Annotated in this window: 19 protein-coding genes; 13 read left to right on the top strand and 6 right to left on the bottom strand. The window is 32.8% G+C overall.

Annotated features, from left to right (window positions below; translation table 11 throughout):
- The first annotated feature begins 30 nt into the window (after positions 1-30).
- From hisG to hisIE, 8 genes are all read left to right on the top strand, one after another.
- Complete coding sequence (gene hisG, locus G8C41_RS00795; RefSeq protein WP_105296672.1) at positions 31-888, top strand: ATP phosphoribosyltransferase; 858 nt, start codon at positions 31-33, stop codon at positions 886-888.
- A 73-nt stretch (positions 889-961) separates the two neighbouring features.
- Positions 962-2242 (top strand): histidinol dehydrogenase, encoded by a 1281-nt coding sequence (hisD, locus tag G8C41_RS00790; protein ID WP_166005815.1) that lies wholly within the window; start codon positions 962-964, stop codon positions 2240-2242.
- A gap of 72 nt (positions 2243-2314) precedes the next feature.
- Entirely contained in the window at positions 2315-3352 is a 1038-nt protein-coding gene (gene hisC, locus G8C41_RS00785) for a histidinol-phosphate transaminase (protein ID WP_166005814.1), read from the top strand.
- Positions 3349-4443, top strand: coding sequence for a bifunctional histidinol-phosphatase/imidazoleglycerol-phosphate dehydratase HisB (gene hisB / locus G8C41_RS00780; protein WP_166005813.1), 1095 nt, complete (start codon positions 3349-3351; stop codon positions 4441-4443). The genes hisC and hisB overlap by 4 nt, the downstream gene beginning before the upstream one ends.
- Before the next feature lie 119 nt (positions 4444-4562).
- Positions 4563-5141 carry an imidazole glycerol phosphate synthase subunit HisH gene (gene hisH / locus G8C41_RS00775; RefSeq protein WP_160564518.1) on the top strand — a complete coding sequence of 193 codons (579 nt, stop codon included), beginning with the start codon at positions 4563-4565 and terminating at the stop codon, positions 5139-5141.
- Positions 5142-5236: 95 nt separating this feature from the next.
- Positions 5237-5950, top strand: coding sequence for a 1-(5-phosphoribosyl)-5-[(5-phosphoribosylamino)methylideneamino]imidazole-4-carboxamide isomerase (gene hisA / locus G8C41_RS00770; RefSeq protein ID WP_166005812.1), 714 nt, complete (start codon positions 5237-5239; stop codon positions 5948-5950).
- A 100-nt stretch (positions 5951-6050) separates the two neighbouring features.
- Entirely contained in the window at positions 6051-6803 is a 753-nt protein-coding gene (hisF, locus tag G8C41_RS00765; protein ID WP_160564522.1) for an imidazole glycerol phosphate synthase subunit HisF, read from the top strand.
- Positions 6800-7387 carry a bifunctional phosphoribosyl-AMP cyclohydrolase/phosphoribosyl-ATP diphosphatase HisIE gene (hisIE, locus tag G8C41_RS00760; protein WP_166005811.1) on the top strand — a complete coding sequence of 196 codons (588 nt, stop codon included), beginning with the start codon at positions 6800-6802 and terminating at the stop codon, positions 7385-7387. Before hisF ends, hisIE begins: the two co-directional genes overlap by 4 nt.
- 56 nt (positions 7388-7443) lie before the next feature.
- On the opposite strand, the gene ligA is transcribed toward hisIE, so the two are convergent.
- Positions 7444-9477: an NAD-dependent DNA ligase LigA gene (gene ligA, locus G8C41_RS00755; protein WP_166005810.1), complete on the bottom strand. Its 2034-nt coding sequence runs from the start codon at positions 9475-9477 to the stop codon at positions 7444-7446.
- Positions 9478-9780: 303 nt separating this feature from the next.
- Between ligA and G8C41_RS00750 the strand changes: the two genes are divergently transcribed.
- A complete protein-coding gene (locus G8C41_RS00750) occupies positions 9781-10590 on the top strand; it encodes an enoyl-ACP reductase (RefSeq protein WP_105296681.1) in 810 nt (269 codons plus the stop codon).
- 65 nt (positions 10591-10655) lie between these two features.
- On the opposite strand, the gene G8C41_RS00745 is transcribed toward G8C41_RS00750, so the two are convergent.
- A complete protein-coding gene (locus G8C41_RS00745; RefSeq protein WP_160541790.1) occupies positions 10656-11222 on the bottom strand; it encodes a hypothetical protein in 567 nt (188 codons plus the stop codon).
- A gap of 107 nt (positions 11223-11329) precedes the next feature.
- Between G8C41_RS00745 and G8C41_RS00740 the strand changes: the two genes are divergently transcribed.
- The 4 genes from G8C41_RS00740 (at position 11330) to G8C41_RS00725 (ending at position 17014) form a co-directional block, all read left to right on the top strand.
- Positions 11330-13237, top strand: coding sequence for an ABC-F family ATP-binding cassette domain-containing protein (locus tag G8C41_RS00740; RefSeq protein ID WP_166005809.1), 1908 nt, complete (start codon positions 11330-11332; stop codon positions 13235-13237).
- A 226-nt stretch (positions 13238-13463) separates the two neighbouring features.
- A complete protein-coding gene (locus G8C41_RS00735) occupies positions 13464-14339 on the top strand; it encodes a sulfite exporter TauE/SafE family protein (protein WP_160569020.1) in 876 nt (291 codons plus the stop codon).
- 12 nt (positions 14340-14351) lie between these two features.
- Positions 14352-14750 (top strand): DUF1634 domain-containing protein, encoded by a 399-nt coding sequence (locus tag G8C41_RS00730; protein WP_166005808.1) that lies wholly within the window; start codon positions 14352-14354, stop codon positions 14748-14750.
- A 47-nt stretch (positions 14751-14797) separates the two neighbouring features.
- Positions 14798-17014 carry an FUSC family protein gene (locus tag G8C41_RS00725; RefSeq protein ID WP_166005807.1) on the top strand — a complete coding sequence of 739 codons (2217 nt, stop codon included), beginning with the start codon at positions 14798-14800 and terminating at the stop codon, positions 17012-17014.
- On the opposite strand, the gene G8C41_RS00720 is transcribed toward G8C41_RS00725, so the two are convergent.
- From G8C41_RS00720 to pepE, 4 genes are read right to left on the bottom strand one after another with little or no spacing between them, the layout of a single operon-like run.
- Complete coding sequence (locus G8C41_RS00720; RefSeq protein ID WP_166005806.1) at positions 17007-17462, bottom strand: YqaA family protein; 456 nt, start codon at positions 17460-17462, stop codon at positions 17007-17009. The two genes, G8C41_RS00725 and G8C41_RS00720, sit on opposite strands and share 8 nt — an antisense overlap.
- Before the next feature lie 10 nt (positions 17463-17472).
- On the bottom strand, positions 17473-18222 hold the full coding sequence (locus G8C41_RS00715) for a lysophospholipid acyltransferase family protein (protein ID WP_255466951.1): 750 nt from the start codon (positions 18220-18222) through the stop codon (positions 17473-17475).
- A gap of 2 nt (positions 18223-18224) precedes the next feature.
- A complete protein-coding gene (locus G8C41_RS00710; protein ID WP_166005805.1) occupies positions 18225-19190 on the bottom strand; it encodes a type I phosphomannose isomerase catalytic subunit in 966 nt (321 codons plus the stop codon).
- 60 nt (positions 19191-19250) lie between these two features.
- Positions 19251-19964, bottom strand: a complete 714-nt coding sequence (gene pepE / locus G8C41_RS00705) for a dipeptidase PepE (protein ID WP_166005804.1) — start codon at positions 19962-19964, stop codon at positions 19251-19253.
- Positions 19965-20251 lie beyond the last annotated feature (287 nt).

The raw sequence follows: 20251 nt of genomic DNA, 5'->3' as shown, positions 1-20251 counted from the left end.
AATAGTAAAAAAATTTAAAAACTATGGCTAATGAGTAAACTGAAAATTGCTATCCAAAAAAACGGACGGCTAAGTCAAAAATCACTGGAATTATTGAGTGAATGCGGAATAAAAATTCCAAATGGTAATCAGAAATTGAAAACTGTATCTACCAATTTTCCTATTGAAATCTTATTTCTTAGAGATGATGATATCCCACAATATGTAGAACAAAATGTAGCCGATATTGGGATTTTAGGCGAAAACGAAGTTTGGGAAAAAGACCGAAATGTAGAAATCATAAAGAAATTAGGTTTCGGTAATTGCCGAATGTGTTTGGCTATACCTAAAGAAGAAACATATACGGGAATTGCTTATTTTAATAATAAAAGAATTGCAACTAGTTATCCTAAAATTTTAAAGAAATTTTGCAAAAAAAACAATGTAAAGGTTGAAATTGAAGAAATCGGCGGAAGCGTTGAAATAGCTCCGGGAATAGGTTTGGCTAATTGCATTTTCGATATTGTCAGCACCGGAAGTACACTTCTCATGAACGGACTAAAAGAAGTGGAAACCGTTACTAAAAGCGAAGCAGCCCTTATAAAATCAAAAAAACTCTCCCAAGATAAACAAGAAATTCTAGATAAATTATTGTTCAGAATTCAATCGGTACTATATTCACGAGAAAATAAATACATCTTGTTGAATGCTCCTAATGAAAACCTGAAAGACATAATTTCTTTATTACCCGGAGTTAAAAGTCCTACTATTTTACCCCTGGCAAAAGAAGGATGGAGCAGCATACATTCTGTAATTAAAGAAGATAAGTTTTGGGACATCATTGAACAATTAAAAGAATTTGGAGCGCAAGGAATTTTAGTCATTCCTATTCAAAAAATGATTCTTTAAATTTTTAAAATTAAAGGAAACCCATTCAGTTTACTTAACAATCAACCATTTTATCTATTAATAGAGCTCAAAAATGAACATTATAAAATATCCTCCAATAAATGATTGGCACCATTTAGTCAAAAGACCTGAAAATGAAAAAGTTTCATTGTATGAAACCGTAAAAAATGTATTTACCGATGTAAAAAATGAAGGCGATGCAGCCTTAAAAAAATATACTCTTCAATTTGACCAAGTGTCTTTAACTAGCTTTACTGTCTCAGAACAAGAACTTTTTGAGGCGGAATCATTAGTTTCCGATGAATTGAAACAAGCCATCTTACAAGCTAAATCCAACATTGAAAAATTTCATCTTTCTCAAAAAGAAAAGAAGAAAATTATTGAAATACAACCCGGCATTGAATGTTGGAGGGAATCCAGAGCTATAGAAAAAGTTGGATTATATATTCCCGGAGGGTCTGCACCGCTTTTTTCGACCGTTTTAATGTTGGGAGTACCCGCTAGAATTGCAGAATGTAAAGAAATTGTATTATGCACCCCTCCCAATAAAGAAGGCAAAATACATCCTGCTATTTTATATGCAGCAAAAACGATAGGTATCAAAAATATATACAAGGTAGGAGGTGTTCAAGCCATCGCAGCGATGACTGTAGGTACAGAATCCATTTCACCAGTCTATAAAATTTTCGGTCCGGGAAACCAATATGTAACCGCAGCTAAACAATACGCCCAAGAATTCAAAGTCAGCATAGATTTACCTGCTGGGCCCAGTGAGGTATTAGTAGTGGCTGATTCGTCCGCTAATCCTGCGTATGTTGCTTCCGATTTACTCTCACAAGCAGAGCATGGCCCTGACAGTCAAGTTGTATTCCTAACCACGGATTCAGAAATTTTAAATCAGACCCTAGCCGAAATCAATACTCAACTCGAAAGTCTTCCTCGAAAAGAAATTGCTAAAAAAGCTTTACGTAATAGTTTAGGTGTTTTATTGAATTCCTTAGAAGAATGTTTTCAATTGAGTAATCTTTATGCTCCGGAACATCTGATCTTAGCTATTGATCAAGCCAAAAACTATACACACTCTATTGAAAATGCAGGATCTGTATTTCTAGGCAATTATAGCTGTGAAAGTGCCGGAGATTATGCAAGCGGAACGAACCACACATTGCCTACTAATGGCTATGCACGAAATTACAGCGGGGTTTCTCTGGATAGTTTTTACAAAAAAATCACTTTTCAAGAACTAACCAAAGAGGGATTGCAAAAGATCGGAAATACTATAGAATTAATGGCTGAAGCTGAAGAGCTGCAAGCTCATAAAAATGCGGTGAGCATACGTTTACGATCCAATTAAACTAATTTATATATTTTATTTAAAAACAAATAGGGTAGAATGAACGCTTTTAATTCAATAAAAATAATAACCATGAAAAATATAAATCAACTGGCCCGTCCCAATGTGCTTGCCATGCATCCGTATTCTTCCGCAAGAGATGAATCCGGAGGAATAAAAGGAATTTTTTTAGACGCCAACGAAAACCCTTTTGGAAACAATAATCGTTATCCGGATCCCTACCAAAAAGATTTAAAACAAAAATTAAGTGAAATTAAAAATATTGCAACGGAAAAAATTTTTATTGGGAACGGAAGTGATGAAATAATAGATCATATTTATCGGGTATTTTGCAATCCCGGTAAAGACAAAGCCATGTTTTTCAGTCCAACTTTCGGAATGTACCAGGTAGCAGCAGAGTTGAACGATGTTACGATTGTTGATATTCCTTTAACATCCGATTTTCAAATCAATATCGAAGAAGCTCAAAAATATTTCAACGATGAAAATCTAAAAGTAATTGTTATTTGTACTCCCAACAATCCGACCGGCAATGCGATTAATCCAAAAGATATTGATTTTATACTAAAAAAATTTAACGGAATTGTTGCAATCGATGAAGCATATATAGAATTTACCAACCAACCTTCCTATATGGAAAAAATGGATCAATACCCAAATCTTGTACTGTTCCAAACGCTCAGTAAGGCTTGGGGAATTGCGGGAGTACGTATTGGTATGGCCTATGCTCAACCTGAAATTATTCATTTACTTAACAAAGTAAAGCATCCATATAACATCAGCGAATTGAATCAAAAGGCTGCTTTGGAAGCGCTGAATCAAAGCAGTGAATTTGAAAAAAGAAAAAAAATTATTCTTGAAGAAAAAGAAAAATTGCGTTCTGCTTTGGAAAAGCTATCGCTAGTAACGAAAATTTACCCTTCCGATACGAACTTCTTGCTCGTTGAATTCTCCAATTCCAATCAAGTTTTCCACCAATTAATGCAAGAAGGTATCATTGTACGAGATCAATCCTCCAAAATTAACAACAGTCTTCGTATTACGGTTGGATCTCCGGAAGAAAATTTAAAATTAATTAATTCATTATCTAGGCTAAACGATACCTTATGAAAAAAGTATTATTTATAGACCGTGACGGCACTTTAGTTAAAGAGCCTCTGATAGATTACCAATTGGACAGCTTGGAAAAATTGGAATTTTATCCCCTGGTTTTCCAAAGCCTTTCCAAAATATCTCGTGAAATGGATTACGAATTGGTTATGGTAACCAATCAAGATGGATTGGGTACCGAATCCTTTCCGGAAGAAACTTTTTGGCCTTCACAAAATAAAATCATCAAAGCTTTTGAAAATGAAGGAATAACGTTTTCTGAAATTCTGATAGACAGAAGTTTTGAACATGAAAATCTACCTACACGAAAACCCGGAACGGGAATGTTAACTCATTATATAAAAGGAAAGTATGATCTCTCCCATTCGTATGTAATTGGCGATCGATTAACCGATGTACAATTAGCAAAAAATTTAGGCTGTCGTTCTATATATATGGGAATGAAAGAAAACTCCGGTGCAGAATTACAAACGCAAAGCTGGGAAGAAATTTATCAATATTTAAAAAAGCAACCCCGAAAAGCTAAAGTGATTCGCAATACTAAAGAAACCAAAATTTCCGTGGAAATATATTTGGACGGTTCGGGAAAAAGTTCCATATCCACAGGCTTAGGCTTTTTTGATCATATGTTGGAACAAATAGCCAAACATGGTTCTATGGATTTATATATTAAAGTAGACGGAGATTTGAATGTAGATGAACATCACACAATAGAAGATACGGGAATTGTTTTAGGTGAAGCTATTTTACAAGCGCTTGGAAGTAAAAAAGGAATTGAAAGATATGGATTTCTGTTGCCGATGGATGATTGTTTGGCTCAAGTAGGCATCGATTTCGGGGGGCGTCCGTGGATCGTTTGGGAGGCAGAATTTAAAAGAGAAAGGATCGGAGAAATGCCAACCGAAATGTTTTATCATTTTTTTAAATCTTTTAGCGATAATTCGAAATCTAACTTAAATATAAAAGCGGAAGGAAGTAATGAACATCATAAAATAGAAGCTATTTTTAAGGCCTTTGCAAAAGCTATCAAAATGGCTGTTAAACAAACCGATGATAATTTTGCCATTCCAAGCACAAAAGGCAGTTTATAAAATACATAAACTTATTTTTTACTTTTTACCGCTTATTTCTAAAGTTTTAAATAATTAAGTAATTCAAACATTTAAGAAAAATACATACTTTCAAAAATTATAAAAAAGGCTTGTGAAAAATGATAGCAATTATAAAATACAATGCAGGTAATATTAAATCAGTACAAAACGCACTAACACGCTTGGGGGTTGAATCTGTTGTTACCGATGATCCCAACACGATAATACATGCCGATAAAGTTATTTTTCCGGGAGTAGGTGAAGCCGGAAGTGCTATGTCATATTTGCAGGAAAGAGGTATGGATGTTTTAATAAAATCGATTACACGTCCTTTTTTGGGGATTTGTTTAGGACAGCAGTTAATGTGTTCTCATTCGGAAGAAGGCAACACCCATTGTCTGAATATTTTCGATGTTAACGTTCGAAAATTTCCTTCTACCGATATTGTGCCTCATATGGGTTGGAATACAATCTATGATTTAAAGGGAGAAATTTTTAAAAAAAATACTGACCATGATGATGTATATTTTTTGCATAGTTACTATGCGGATTTATGTGCAGATACTTCTGCTACCTGTACTTATATTTTACCGTTTAGTGCTGCTTTACAAAAAGACAATTTTTTTGCTACTCAATTTCATCCCGAAAAATCGGCAGATGTGGGTGATCAAATATTAAAAAGTTTTATTGAACTGTAAATTTCCGCATAGATAAAAAGTTATCATTCAATCAATGGTATGTTACGAGTAAACCCTCGTAACTTTAATAAAAAATAATAAAGCTGAAATAAAAAATGAGAATTATACCCGCCATAGATATTATTAACGGAAAATGTGTACGTTTAACTAAAGGAGATTATTCTACGGAAAAAATTTATCGGGAAGATCCTTTGGATGCCGCTAAAGAATATGAGGATATCGGAATTCAATATTTGCATGTGGTTGATTTAGACGGCGCAAAATCCAACCGAATCATCAATTATAAAACACTCTATAAAATAGCTTCCCAAACAAATTTAAAAATTGATTTTGGAGGGGGCTTAAAAAGCGATGATGATTTGAAAATTGCATTTGAAAATGGAGCTTCACAAATTACGGGCGGAAGTATTGCCGTAAAAAATCCTGAATTATTTCTTTCTTGGCTTTCAACTTTTGGAAATGATAAAATTATTTTAGGGGCAGATTGTAATCATCGAATGATAGCCACCCAAGGTTGGACAGAATCTTCTTCTTTAGATGTAGTTGATTTTATTAAAGAATATGAGAAAAAAGGCATTCGTAATGTAATTTGCACAGATATTTCCAAAGACGGAACTTTAGAAGGCCCATCAAATGAATTGTATGAAGAAATCCTTCAATCGACTTCCATACATTTAATAGCCAGTGGGGGGGTGTCTTCGCTGGAAGATTTGCTTAAACTAAAGGAACTAGGTTGTGAAGGCGCTATTATCGGAAAGGCTATTTATGAAGGAAAAATCAAATTGAAGGAACTTAAGCAATTTTTATAAAACGGGTAAAGTAATTTTATAGAAACTTTGTATGGTTACTAAACAATCGCTTTAGACTTTTCATGCAAATTTTAATTTTTTAAAAAAAATATAAAAAGAAGTGCTAAAAAAACGTATAATTCCTTGTTTGGATATAAAAAACGGCAGAACTGTTAAAGGAGTAAATTTTGTGAGCCTCACCGATGCCGGAGATCCGGTAGAATTGGCTAAAGCTTATGTACAACAAGGAGCAGATGAATTAGTTTTCCTGGATATAACCGCAACTATTGAAAACCGTTCCACCTTGCTTCACTTAGTAGAAAAAATTGCTAATGAAATTAACATTCCATTTACGGTAGGAGGAGGAATAAATTCCGTAGAAGATGTATTTTCTTTAACTCAAGCCGGTGCAGATAAAGTAAGCATAAATTCTTCAGCTGTAAAAAGACCGGAATTGATTTCAGAAATTGCTTCCCGTTTCGGAAGTCAATGCGTGGTAGTTGCTGTGGATACCAAAAAAGAAAATACAGGTTGGAAAGTGTATACTCACGGGGGAAGAACCCCGACTACGATTTTAACATTAGATTGGGTAAAAAAGGCGGAACAATTGGGAGCTGGTGAAATTTTACTTACTTCCATGAATAGTGACGGTACGAAAAACGGATTTTCTCTTGATATTACGCATGATGTTGCATCTAGCGTAAATATTCCCGTTATTGCTTCAGGAGGAGCCGGTACTAAAGAGCATTTTTCGGATGTATTTTTAAACACTAAAGCATCGGCGGCTCTGGCTGCCAGTGTATTTCATTTTAATGAGATTCCCATTCCCGAATTAAAAAGATTTTTAAAAACTAAAAATATTCCTATACGATGAAATTAGATTTTTATAAAAATAACGGATTGATTCCTGTAATTATTCAGGATGAACTTACCCTGCAAGTACTCATGCTGGGTTATATGAATGAAGAAGCCTTTGAAAAAACAAAAAGGGAAGGAAAAGTGACTTTTTTCAGCCGCTCCAAAAATCGATTATGGACGAAAGGTGAAACCTCCCATAATTATTTATGGGTAAAAAAAATTGATATAGATTGCGATCACGATACTCTTCTAATTAAAGTTTCTCCAGAAGGACCTACCTGTCATACGGGAAGTTATTCTTGTTTTGAGGAACAAAATGTAAAAGGATTTGTATATAAATTACAAAATATAATCAGTCAACGAATTGACGAAAAAGTAAACGGGTCGTATACCTATCAACTTTATCAAAAAGGAATTAACAAAGTAGCACAAAAGGTAGGTGAAGAGGCTGTTGAAGTTGTTATTGAAGCAAAGGATACGGATGATGTTTTGTTTAAGAATGAAGCAGCAGATCTGCTATACCATTACCTTATCCTTTTGAAAGCAAAGGGTTTTCAACTGGAAGATATTGAAAAAGTATTATTTGATCGAAACCATTAAATATAAGAACTGCAATTTTTAATTGCAGTTCATACTCTAATTTTTTCCATTCGTTTTTAACGCGTTGACTCATTTTCTTTCGGCTTTATGCCTTCTTTTTCAAATAAGTCTAAAAATTGATATTCATCCAATATATGTACTGTTCCCAATTGTTCAGCCTTTTTAAGTTTCGATCCGGCTTTTTCTCCTACTACCAAATAATCTAAATTTTTACTTACGGATGAAATATTTCTTCCTCCATTTTTTTCTACCAATTCTTCGGCATGTTCTCGTGTGAAAGCGGTTAATTTCCCTGTAAATAAAAAGGTTTTTCCTTCTAAAATATGGGAGATTTCTTCCTGAGAATCTTCTGTTTCGAAATGTAAACCTGCTTTTTTTAATCTGTCAATGAGTGCCAAATGTTCGGGTTTGGCAAAATATTCTTGAATGCTTATGGCTATTTTATTTCCTACATCAGCTGTATTTTCCAGTTCTTCTAACGTCGCATTTTGTAATCCCTCAATTGATTTAAATCTTTTAGCCAGTTTCTTGGCCATGGTTTCTCCTATATGACGAATTCCCAACGCATATAAAACTTTTTCAAAAGGGATTTGTTTTGAATTTTCGATACCGTCAATTATATTTTGAGCCGATTTATCGGCCATTCTATCCAGTCCGATTAATTGTTCTTTTTTTAAGGTATAGAAATCCGAGATATCTTTGATCAATCCATTTTCATAAAGCATTGAAACCGTCTCTACTCCTACGCTGTCTATGTTCATGGCCCTTCTGGAAACAAAATGTTCCATTCTTCCCATCACTTGTGGCGGACAAGCTTTTTCATTGGGACAAAAATGAGCAGCTTCTCCCGGTTCCCGAACTAAAGGTGTACCACAAGCCGGACAATTCTTAATAAATTCCAGCTTAATCGTGCCCGGTTCTCTTTTATCGTAATTCACATCCACAATCTTGGGGATAATTTCCCCTCCTTTTTCTACAAAAACGATATCATTGATTCGTAAATCCATATTAGCGATAAAATCTTGATTGTGAAGAGAGGCTCTTTTTACTGTGGTTCCTGCAACTAACACCGGTTTCAAATTGGCTACCGGAGTTATTGCTCCCGTTCTTCCTACTTGATAGTCAACACTTAATAATTGTGTTTCTACTTTTTCGGCCTTGAATTTATATGCAATGGCCCATCGAGGAGATTTAGCCGTATAACCTAGTTCTTCTTGTTCTGAAATGGAATTTACTTTTATTACGACTCCGTCAATCTCAAAGGGAAGATGATATCTTTCCGTATTCCAATGTTCAATAAAAGCCGTTACCTCTTCTAGATTGGTACACAATCGGGCATAATTTCCTACTTTAAATCCCATGTCTTTAGCATGTTGCAAAGAGTCCCATTGGGTACTGTATCCTCTTTCATCAGTAAGTACATAATACAAATAGCAATCGAGGCCTCTTTTTGCCACCGCCTCGCTATCCTGAAGCTTTAAACTTCCACTAGCCGTATTTCTTGGATTGGCATAGGGTTCTAATCCTTCTTTTTTTCTTTCTTCATTGAGTTTATCCAAAGATTTTTTGGGCATGATTATCTCTCCTCTTATATAAAAACGTTGCGGATATTTACCTCTGAGATGAAGCGGAACAGATCGAATAGTTCTCACATTATGGGTAACATCATCCCCTTGAAAACCGTCACCTCGGGTAACTGCTTGAACTAGTTGTCCGTTTTCATATAATATACTTATGGATAATCCGTCGTATTTTAATTCACATACATATTCTACTTTTTCATCTATAGATTTGGCTACTCTTGTTGCCCAATCTTTGATATCGTCAAATGAGTAACTATTATCGAGCGAATACATGCGTCTTTCATGTCTTACGGTAGGAAAAATCTTAGTTATTTGCCCTCCTACTCTATGGGTAGGTGAACCGGGACTGTCTAATTCCGGATTTTCTTTTTCTAATTGCTTCAGCTCATTCATCATTTGATCAAACTCATAATCCGAAACATCAGATTGATCTAATACATAGTATTTGTAATTTAAATCCGTTAGTTCCTTCCTTAAAAATTCAATTCTGTCTTTAGTATTACTCATATTTAGAATATTTATTCAAATTTATAAACAATGGTTGATATGTTAAATACTAATGGATACTATTTAGTATACTAAGTATTTTTTATCTATATTTTTATAAAAATCGATGCATTTTAGATTAAATTATACCAAAATACACAAATCATGCTCAATTTTCATTTATAAGGGATTATGCAAAATACATCGTATAATTTCTTTAGTTTTTATGAATTGATTTATTAATCGGGTTAGATACTAAACTTTTCGGTTACATATAAAAATATTTACATAAATTTGTTCTGTTAACATTTTTAAATAAATACTATGTCTCACGGATTATTAAAGGGGAAAAAGGGAATTATTTTCGGGGCGCTAGATTCTAACTCCATTGCATGGAAAGTTGCAGAACAAGCTCATGCAGAAGGAGCTGAATTTATCCTTACTAATTCCCCAGTCGCTCTTAGAAAAGGGGAACTTAACGCATTGGCTGAAAAAACCGGCTCTGATACGGTTCCTGCTGATGCCACTTCAATGGAAGATTTGAATAAACTTTTCGATCATGCTCTTGAAAAATTCGGAAAGCTTGATTTTATTTTACATTCTATAGGAATGTCTATTAATGTCAGAAAAAATAAAGATTATACTGATATAAATTACGAATGGTTAACTAAAGGCTGGGATATTTCTGCTGTTTCTTTCCATAAAGTTATGAAAACTGCTTGGGATAAAGACGCTATGAATGAATGGGGTAGTATTTTGGCTCTTTCTTATATTGCCGCTCAAAGAACTTTTCCCGGCTATAATGATATGGCTGATAATAAAGCTTATTTGGAAAGTATTGCAAGAAGTTTCGGTTACGAATGGGGAATCCGTAACAAAGTTAGAGTTAATACAATTTCTCAATCGCCTACTCCTACTACTGCAGGAAACGGGGTAAAAGGTTTTGGTGGATTTATTGAATTTGCTGAAGAAATTTCTCCGCTTGGTAATGCTACCGCTGAGGAATGTGCAAATTATTGTATTACGTTATTTTCCGACCTAACCAGAAAAGTAACTCTTCAAAATCTTTTCCATGATGGAGGTTTCTCCAATGTTGGAGTTAGTGAAAGAGTTATGAAACGTTTTGAAAAATAATTGGTTAATAAAATTCTATAAAAAAAAGAGGCTTATTTTAAAGCCTCTTTTTTATAGAAATACTTTTATTTCAGTTTCGGTTGTAATTTAATTACTTGGTCATCATTAATATGATAGTATTTAATTACAGCGTTATAATCTTTGTAATCAATAGGCATTTTACTACTAAATGCATTACCAGAAGAGCTTCCCGGGATAATAACAATTCTAAAAACTTGTTTATTAATTAATCCAGGAGTTAAAGTCAAATCATAACTTCCACCGGCATAAATATTAAAATCTTCAATACTAAAATCATAATCATAAGAAAATTCGCTTTCAGTAATCCCATCATTATTCAAATCAACATAAAAAGTTCGAGGTATAAGTTGCCATACATCTTTACCGGAAGCATTTTCAGCAGAAAGCCTATATATTAATAAATGATCTCCGTTTATTATGGCCGGTCTAAGCTCTCCGTTGATCACCCAACCCAATTGACTGTCAAATCTAAAAGAACTTTCAATTTCAAATACTCTTGAAATTGTATCCGTGTTAACTACAACACTTCCTTTGTCATCATCGTCACTGCAACTAGTTAAAAATACAGTAAAACATAATGTTAGTACTACTATTGATACTATTTTTTTCATAAAATTATATTAAAAAACTAATTTACATATTTTTCTTATAACAAAGACAAAAATGAAGGAATTAAGTTTAAAATCGTATCTTTGCATGTTCAAAATTTAACAAGAAAATGATATTAGTCCAGAATCTAGGTTTACATTTTGCAGGATCTTATCTATTTGAAAATGTAAATTTTAGAATTAATAAAAATGATCGTATTGGATTAGCGGGTAAAAATGGTGCAGGTAAATCAACTTTATTAAAAATTTTGTCCGGTGAGCAACCTTCAACTGAAGGAAATGTTGAAAAAGAAGGAGAAGTTCGCATTGGATTCTTAAAACAAGATTTAGATTTTGAGAAAGGAAGAACCGTATGGGATGAGGCAAAACTGGCTTTCAAAGAATTAAATATAATCAATGAAAAAATTGATACAATCAATCATGCTCTTGCTACAAGGACCGACTATGAATCTGAGGAATATCACAAGCTTATTCATGATTTAACCGATCTAACCGATCGATTTTCTCATTTAGGCGGCTACAATATTGATGGAGAAATTGAAAAAATATTAAAAGGGTTAGGTTTTAAAGAATCCGATTTTAATAGGCTTACTGATGATTTTTCAGGAGGATGGAGAATGAGAATTGAGTTAGCTAAACTCTTATTGGAAGAAAATGATGTGCTGCTTCTTGACGAGCCTACCAACCATTTAGATATTGAATCCATCATTTGGTTGGAAAGTTTTTTAATTACTTATAGTGGAGCGGTGGTGCTAGTTTCACACGATAAACAGTTTTTAACCAATGTTACCAATCGAACTATTGAAATTTCCAATAAATCCATACAAGATTATAAAGCTAATTATACCAAATACCTTATTTTAAGGCAAGAAAGAAAGGAAAAACTTCTTCAGCAACAAAAAAATCAAGAACAAGAGATTAAGCGTACGGAACAATTAATCAATAAATTTCGTGCAAAAGCTAGTAAGGCTTCTTTTGCTCAATCTCTTATGAAGAAATTAGATAAGGTAGAACGCATTGAGGTGGAAGATGATGACATAACTCGTTTTAATATTCGTTTCGAACCGAGTATTACTCCCGGAAAAATAATTTTTAAAGCAGAAAATTTAGGTAAATCTTTCGATACTCATACTATTTTTGAAAATGCCAATTTTTACATCGAACGGGGAGAGAAAATAGCTTTCATCGGTCAAAACGGTCAGGGAAAAACTACTATGGCTAGAATTATGGATGGCTTATTATCTTATCAGGGAAAACTTGAAATAGGCCACAACGTTCAAATTGGATATTTTGCTCAAAACCAATCTGAAGAGCTAAATGCTTCTAAAACTATCTTAGAAGAAGCTGAAGATTCGGCTACAGAAGAATCTCGTCCTAAAGTTCGAGACTTGTTAGGTTCATTTCTTTTTCAAGGAGATGATGTTCATAAAAAAGTGTCTGTACTTTCCGGAGGGGAAAGAAATCGATTGGCTTTATGTAAATTACTTCTTCGACCTTTCAATACGTTGATAATGGACGAGCCTACAAATCACTTGGATATACAATCTAAAGCGATATTAAAACACGCCTTAAAGAATTTTACGGGGACACTGATTTTAGTATCTCATGATCGTGAATTCTTAGATGACTTAGCCGACAAGATTTTTGAATTCAGAAATGGAGAAGTAAAAGAATTTTTAGGTAATATCAATGAATATTTAGAGTATCGTAAAAAAGAAAATATGAGAGAAGTTGATATCGAAAAATCAACTACCCGTAAAGTGACTTCAGAAAATACACCTACTAAAACTTCTCAGGAAAAGCAATTTAAATCGAAAGAACAAAAATCGTTAGAAAATAAATTGTCTAAACTTGAAAATGACATTGAAAATACAGAACAAAAGATTTCTGCTTTTGAAGATATATTTAGTAAGGAAAACCCAAAAGAGGAAGATATTAAGGAGTATTCTGAATTAAAGGAAAAGCTTACCCGAATTACTCATGAGTGGGAGAACATGTTTTCTCAATTAAACGGATAGGTATGGCATGATTTCCTTTTATAATAGATAGTTACCTATTAAATAAAAGTAATTATATTTTGCAATTAACCCTTTGATCATCAGTATAATAAAACTCTATGTAAAGGGTTGTTTTTTTACCTTAATTTTTCAATTATTGGACTATAGAATTAAATTTAAATTAATAGTAACAGATTAAAGTAGGAATCTTTAAATTTGTTACTTAATTTCTTAATTTTAATTCATTTTGACTATAATAACTTTTACAATTATTCTATTTTTTGGAGCAATTGCAGCGGGTACTCTGGGTTCTCTTACCGGACTTGGCGGCGGAGTAGTCATAATTCCTCTATTAACTCTGGGTTTTGGTGTTGATATTAAATATGCTGTTGGAACCGCATTGGTTACTTCGATAGCTACTTCTTCGGGGGCCGCAGCTGCTTACATTAAAGAAGGAATGACTAATGTGCGTATTGGAATGTTTCTTGAAATTGCTACCACCCTGGGAGCAGTTTTAGGTGCCTTACTTGCTGTTTTTCTACCTACTTCCGCAATTTATATAATTTTAGGTTTCACTCTTATCTTTTCATCTGTCATGACTTTAAGAAAGAAAAATGCATCTATAGATTATACTGCTCCGGGGAGTAAATTAGCTACTACATTGAAATTAAACGGAACGTATCCTACTCCTGACGGAATTAAAAAATATAATGTTCGAAATATTGGTGCGGGTTTTTCTCTAATGACTATAGCCGGTGTGCTTTCCGGTATCTTAGGTATTGGATCGGGAGCGCTTAAAGTATTAGCTATGGACACGGCTATGAAAATACCTTTTAAAGTTTCGACTACTACTTCTAATTTTATGGTAGGGGTTACTGCGGCCGCCAGTGCAGTTATTTACTTTCAAAGAGGTCAAATTGATCCTTTTCTTGCCATGCCTATAGTGGTAGGGGTTTTGTTTGGAGCTTTTCTCGGTTCAAAAATATTGATGGCTATAAACGTTCAGTTGTTACGTAAAATTTTCAGTTTGGTTATTGCTATTCTTGCAATTCAAATGATCTATAGAGGATTGGAACCTTCATTGATTAAATGGTTTCCACATATCAATTTTCCTAAACTTTAAGCTGAGTGTGTTATGAGTAATTTATTTTCGAGAAAATTTTGGGTAGAACGTGATGTAGAGCTTTATATTGGTAAATTGCTGCGTTACGGAGTTATTCTTTCTTCTATTATTACTATTACCGGCGGAGTAATTTATATATCTCAACATCCGGATCAACAACTCAATTTTAAAACATTTGTAGGGGCCCCAAATTATTTGAGGGAATTATCTACTTTATTACCCGCTGTTTTAAAATTGGACGGGTTAGCAATCATACAGCTGGGAGTTGCCGTTTTGATCGCCACTCCTATTTTACGGGTGGCTTTTTCAATAGTGGCTTTTGCTATTGAAAAAGATCGAATGTATATTGTTATAACCTGTATTGTTTTAGCTATTATCTTATCAAATATGATTTTTGGTCTGGAAGGATAAAAACTAACCGGAAATTTTTATTTACTAATCACTGCTTACTTATTTTCATGCAGCAAAAAATTAAACATATAGTCTCCGAAAGTACCTTTTTTATTTTTAGTTTTTATTTTAGTCGTGGCTTACGTATTGCTCTTGCTATTGTAATCCCCCTACTCGCCGGATGGTTTTTTAAGAGACCCGATATTGGTATAGTTGCTTCTTCCGGAGCTCTTGTAGCCGGACTGGGAGATAATCCCGGATCAATTCGTGTTAAATTTTATACTCAATCTATTGCTGCTTTATTTTACTTTTTAGTGGTTTTTGTGTGTCAGTTGTTGATATCGCATGAAATTATTTTCGGTATTTGGATTACTTTGTGTGGCTTTTTCTTTTCCATGTTTTTTATTTACGGCTCTCGTGCGGTTAGTGTTAGCACCTCTTCTTTATTATGTGTGGTCTATGCATGTAGTTTTGAAGCTAATCACATTATAACTAATACGTTGGGAATGATGATGGGTATTGTATGGTATGGATTTATTTCTTTGGTTTTATGGAGAATTCAACCGTATCGGGTGATTGAACAAAAAATTAGTGAAAATATTAAACTTTTAAATGAGTATACTGAGCTAATACATGAGTACTTTTTGTTAAAAATTAAAAATCCTGCTAATAGTCAAAAACAAACAGAGATTTTAAATAAGCTGTTTGAAAAACAAACAAAAATACACAGTACTCATGAGGATATCCGAGAAAATCTTTTTAAACTGCGGATTAATGCTAAAAGTTTTTCTGCAAAAGGTAGAAAAATGACTTTAATTTTCAGCGCATTAATCGATCTGTATGAACAACTTTTATCATTAAATTGTCAAGATGACAAGTTGATTCAATCTCTGGTTAAAAGTGGGCTAAAAAGGGATTTTGAATATCATTTAGCCAATATGGAAAAAATCCTCTATGAATTAAGTTGGTCTATAAACTTCCATAAAAAGGTCACTGTAACTATTGATACCGCTCCACTGGATCGTTTTAAAGAAAAAATACTTTCGATTGAAGAAAAGGAAAAAAATAATGAGAAATCCGTTATTGATATCAATGCTTTAAAACATGTTCGTTTTATTTTTAAATCATTTTATAAACAAACCGGTTTTATTAAATCACTTATCAACGGAGAGTTTAGATCGGAGAGAAAACAATATGAGGATTTGGATTTGGAAAAGTTCACCAGACAATATAATTATAGCTTTTCTACATTTAAAGCTAATTTAAATCTTAAATCCAACATTTTTAAACATGCTTTACGAGTAAGTGTCGCCATATCGGTTTCTTATATAATTTGTACTTTACTTAAAATTGAGTATTTTGCTTGGGTTTATTTAACCATCATTTTAATTTTAAAACCTTTTTATGGAAATACGAAAAACTCTTCTATTCAAAGGTTGCAAGGTACTCTAATCGGGGGAGTATTAACGTTGGGTCTCCTTCTTGTTACACATAACATTTATGTGATTTCTATAGTAACTTTTATTTGTATTGTGGGCGCTTATAGTTTTATACCAATCAGTTATAGAACGGGGGTTGCTTTTGTTACCATATTTGTTATACTCCTGATTTTTCTGGAACACAGCGGAAGTGATGGTTGGACAAATATTTATCATCGATTGGGAGGAACAACGATTGCCGTTGTGATCAGTTTTATTTTAAGTTTTTCTTTTCTTCCTACTTGGGAATATAAAAATCTTCCTGTATTGATTGAAAAGTTATTGAAATATAATTTAGATTATTTTACAAAAATAACTTATAATTTATTGAATGTTGATAAGCTTTCTGATACCGATATAAAACTGTCCAGAAAGGACGTTTTGTTGGGAACTTCTAATTTATCAAGTACTTTTCAAAGAATTGTATCAGAACCTAAAATTTCAAAAAATTACAAATCCGATATATATAATATTCAAACTTTTATAAACCTTCTTTCTACAAGAATATCATCCCTTAGATCCTATATTAATGAAAACAGTAAAGCATCTGATATAGATAAACAGTTGATCTCATCTATTGAAAATACTTTAAATAAATGTTTACGAAATATCAAAGGGTCTTCCTTTGATTGTGATACGGAATGTCAAGAAAAAGAGGAAGAATTAAATGTTTTAGCAGATGATCAATCATTAATTTCTTACCAGCTTCGGGAAATTAATCTTTTATCACAGCAAATTTATTCCTATATAAATAAGCTCAATAATTTTCAGGAGTGGAAAGATTCTAAAAGGGATTTTTCTATTTAATGAAATTCGCAAAACCTTTGTAAGCATACATAATTAAAAGGTAACGAAATAGTTTACCGGCTAACATAGACAGGGATACGAAATAGACATTGGATCTCATATATCCTAAGGCTACAGGTATGATATCTCCAATAATGGGTAAAAAAGAAAAAAAGGAAATATATGCTCCTTTTTTATTTAATCTTTGAGTGACTTTATCAATTTTTGTTTTATTTATCTTTAAATATTTTTCAATCCATTCTATTTTACCCAGCCTTCCCAGGTAGTAACCGGTCATTCCTCCTAACCAGTTTCCAATGGTAGCTATCAGAATACTTATCCATGGATTCCCGCCCATAATGAGTATTCCTGTAAGAACAGCTTCGGAGCTAAAGGGTAAAATGGTTGCTGCGAGATAAGAAGCAATAAATAATCCTATATATCCATAGTCTACTAATCCGTCTAACATATAAAATTACTTATTTTACATTCATAAAATCTATCTTATCATCTTTTATCCTTTCATAAATTAGGTGATAGGCTTTTTCTTTAAGTGATTCTTTCGTTTCTCCATTCGGATACAATATTTTTACACGCTCTACTTTAACTTTACCCGGATATCCTAAATTAAATACAAATGGAAACATATTTTTTAGATTATGAAATGCATATACAACAATAGGACTATTACAATAAATTGAAGCTATAAATGCTCCATCTTTAAATTTTTCCAATTTTATTTTTCTCTTGGGAACCCCTCCTTCCGGAAAGATAACCACATTTTTATTTTGTTGGGTTAATTCTTTTTTTACGGCAGAAAAAACTGCTTGTTTGCTTTGTCTACTGGATCTATCTACCAGGATGGATACTTTTTTATAAATTCTTCCGAATACGGGATATTTTTCCAACTCTTTTTTTCCTACAAATATGATCGGATGATGAGGATGGAGTACATACATTAAGACCACGTCTATTAAGGAAGTGTGATTGGCAATAAATATGTAATTTTCTTTAGGATCTAAATTTACTTCCGATAGTAATGAATAGGTAAATCCCGATCCATAGAAAAGCACCCATCCCCACATTCGCATAAAGAAATAGGTTAGCTTATTATTTTTCTGATAAGTCATCAGATAAATTACCACACCAATGGTAAGTGTGCAAAGGGCAGCTAAAATATAAAACCAGATTCTCCAAAGTATGGTAGCTACAGTCCTAAGATATTTCATATTTAATCTATATGAACTTCTAAGAGTTTTGTTTGTACAAGGGGGGTTACTTCAACATTCTCAACTTCCGCAGGAAGCAACACCGTATCCCCTTTTTTAAGGGTTACGGGTAAGGTCTTATTCAATAGGGTACATTCTCCTTCTAAGCAAATCAGTATACGAAATGAATTGGACAAGTTATTTAAAATTTTATTTTCTGTAACTTCCATCGATGAAACCGTAAAATATGGAGATGCTAATAGTGTTGTCTCTTTTGCATTTTTATCATAATGTGAAAATGGATCTTCAACAAAAGAATAATCCATTACCTCTTTAGCTTGATCAAGATGTAATTCTCTTTTTTTTCCGTCTTTATCAATACGATCATAATCGTAGATTCTATACGTCACATCTGAATTTTGTTGGATTTCAACTACTGAAATTCCTTTTCCCATGGCATGAACTCTACCGGACGGTATATATATAACACTTCCGTTGTCAGGGTGTATTTTTCTGAGGATTGTATCTAAAGTATTTTTTTCAATATTTTCTGTGAAAATAGTCTTATTTGTTCCTTTTTCAAATCCTAGTATAACCTCTGAATTGGGCTCTGAATCCAATACATACCACATTTCCGTTTTTCCGAAAGAATGATGGTGAACTGCTGCATACTCATCGTTGGGATGAACTTGAACAGATAAGGGTTGAGCTGCATCTAAGAATTTAATGAGTAAGGGAAATTTATCTCCATATTTCTTATATACTTTTTTCCCTACTAAACGGTCTTTATACTCTTTGATTAAATCGTCTAAATTTTTACCCTTTAGGCTTCCGTTGCTTACTATACTAACATATCCCGGAACAGTTGAAATTTCCCAGCTTTCTCCCAGTTTTTCTTCCTTACTTTCTTTACCGAATTGTTTTAGTTTATTTCCCCCCCATATTCTGTAATGGTAGGAAGGTTGAAATACCAATGGATATAGTGACATACTTATGTTAATTTATATGCAAAAATACAATTTTAAAATTGTATTTATCTTATTTTTAATTTAACTTAATGTAAATAGAAAGTCAAAATCTTCTTCAGAGCCCAGTTCTTTAATGGGTTGATTGTATTTAAAAATTCTTGCCGTTTTTTCTCCTATCAACTTTAACTTTTCATTTTCATAATGCAACATAGTACCTTCTCTTAATCCTACTACATATAAATTATGATTTAAGGTTATAAACTCTCTAATTCTTTGTTCACGGGTTTCTCCACCAAAATCGTCAGGATGTGTATCTATATAATGGGGATTAATTTGAAAAGGGATCAAATTTAAGGTTTGGAAATTTTCCGGTTCAACTACTGGCATATCATTAGTTGTTCTCAAGCTGGGACATGCAATATTGGATCCTGCACTCCAACCTATATAGGGTATTCCCTCTTTAACTCTTTCTTGGATAAGCGAAAGTAATTTTTCTTGTTGTAATTTTTTTACCAAATTCCAGGTATTTCCCCCTCCTACGACAATTGCGTCTGCCCTTTTTATCGCTTCTTTAGGATCTGAAAAATGATGTATACTTTTCACTTCTATACCTATTTCTTTCCAGGCTTCATTAACTTTATTTTCGTATTCCTCATACGAGAAAGTTACTGCTGCAAAAGGTATAAATATAATAGTTATTTTTTCAGTACCCAGGAATGATTGTACTTGTTTTTTTGAAAATTCAAGATATTTTTCTCCAACATTAGTGGAATTACTGAGTAATAAAAGCTTCATTTTTTTACTATTACCAATCATTATTAAAATAAATAATTTTTCTTTATTTATTACTTAAAATAAATCATTATGAGAACGTTAATAGCTATAACTAATGTTATAATTCAAGTAATAAATTGTTACATTTTAAAGTCAAATATAACTAGAAATTAACTCAAATTCCATTTTATGAATTGAATAAATAAATTTGAAGTAGAATATGGTTATTTCAATTCGTTAAATTTTTATTACTGTTGGTTACAAATATCATTTTATCAATTTAATTTTATATATAATTTTGAAAAAAA

This window comes from Apibacter sp. B3706, assembly GCF_011082725.1.
In the GTDB taxonomy this organism is placed as follows: Bacteria; Bacteroidota; Bacteroidia; order Flavobacteriales; family Weeksellaceae; genus Apibacter.
This window is presented reverse-complemented; position numbering and strand designations above follow the sequence as displayed.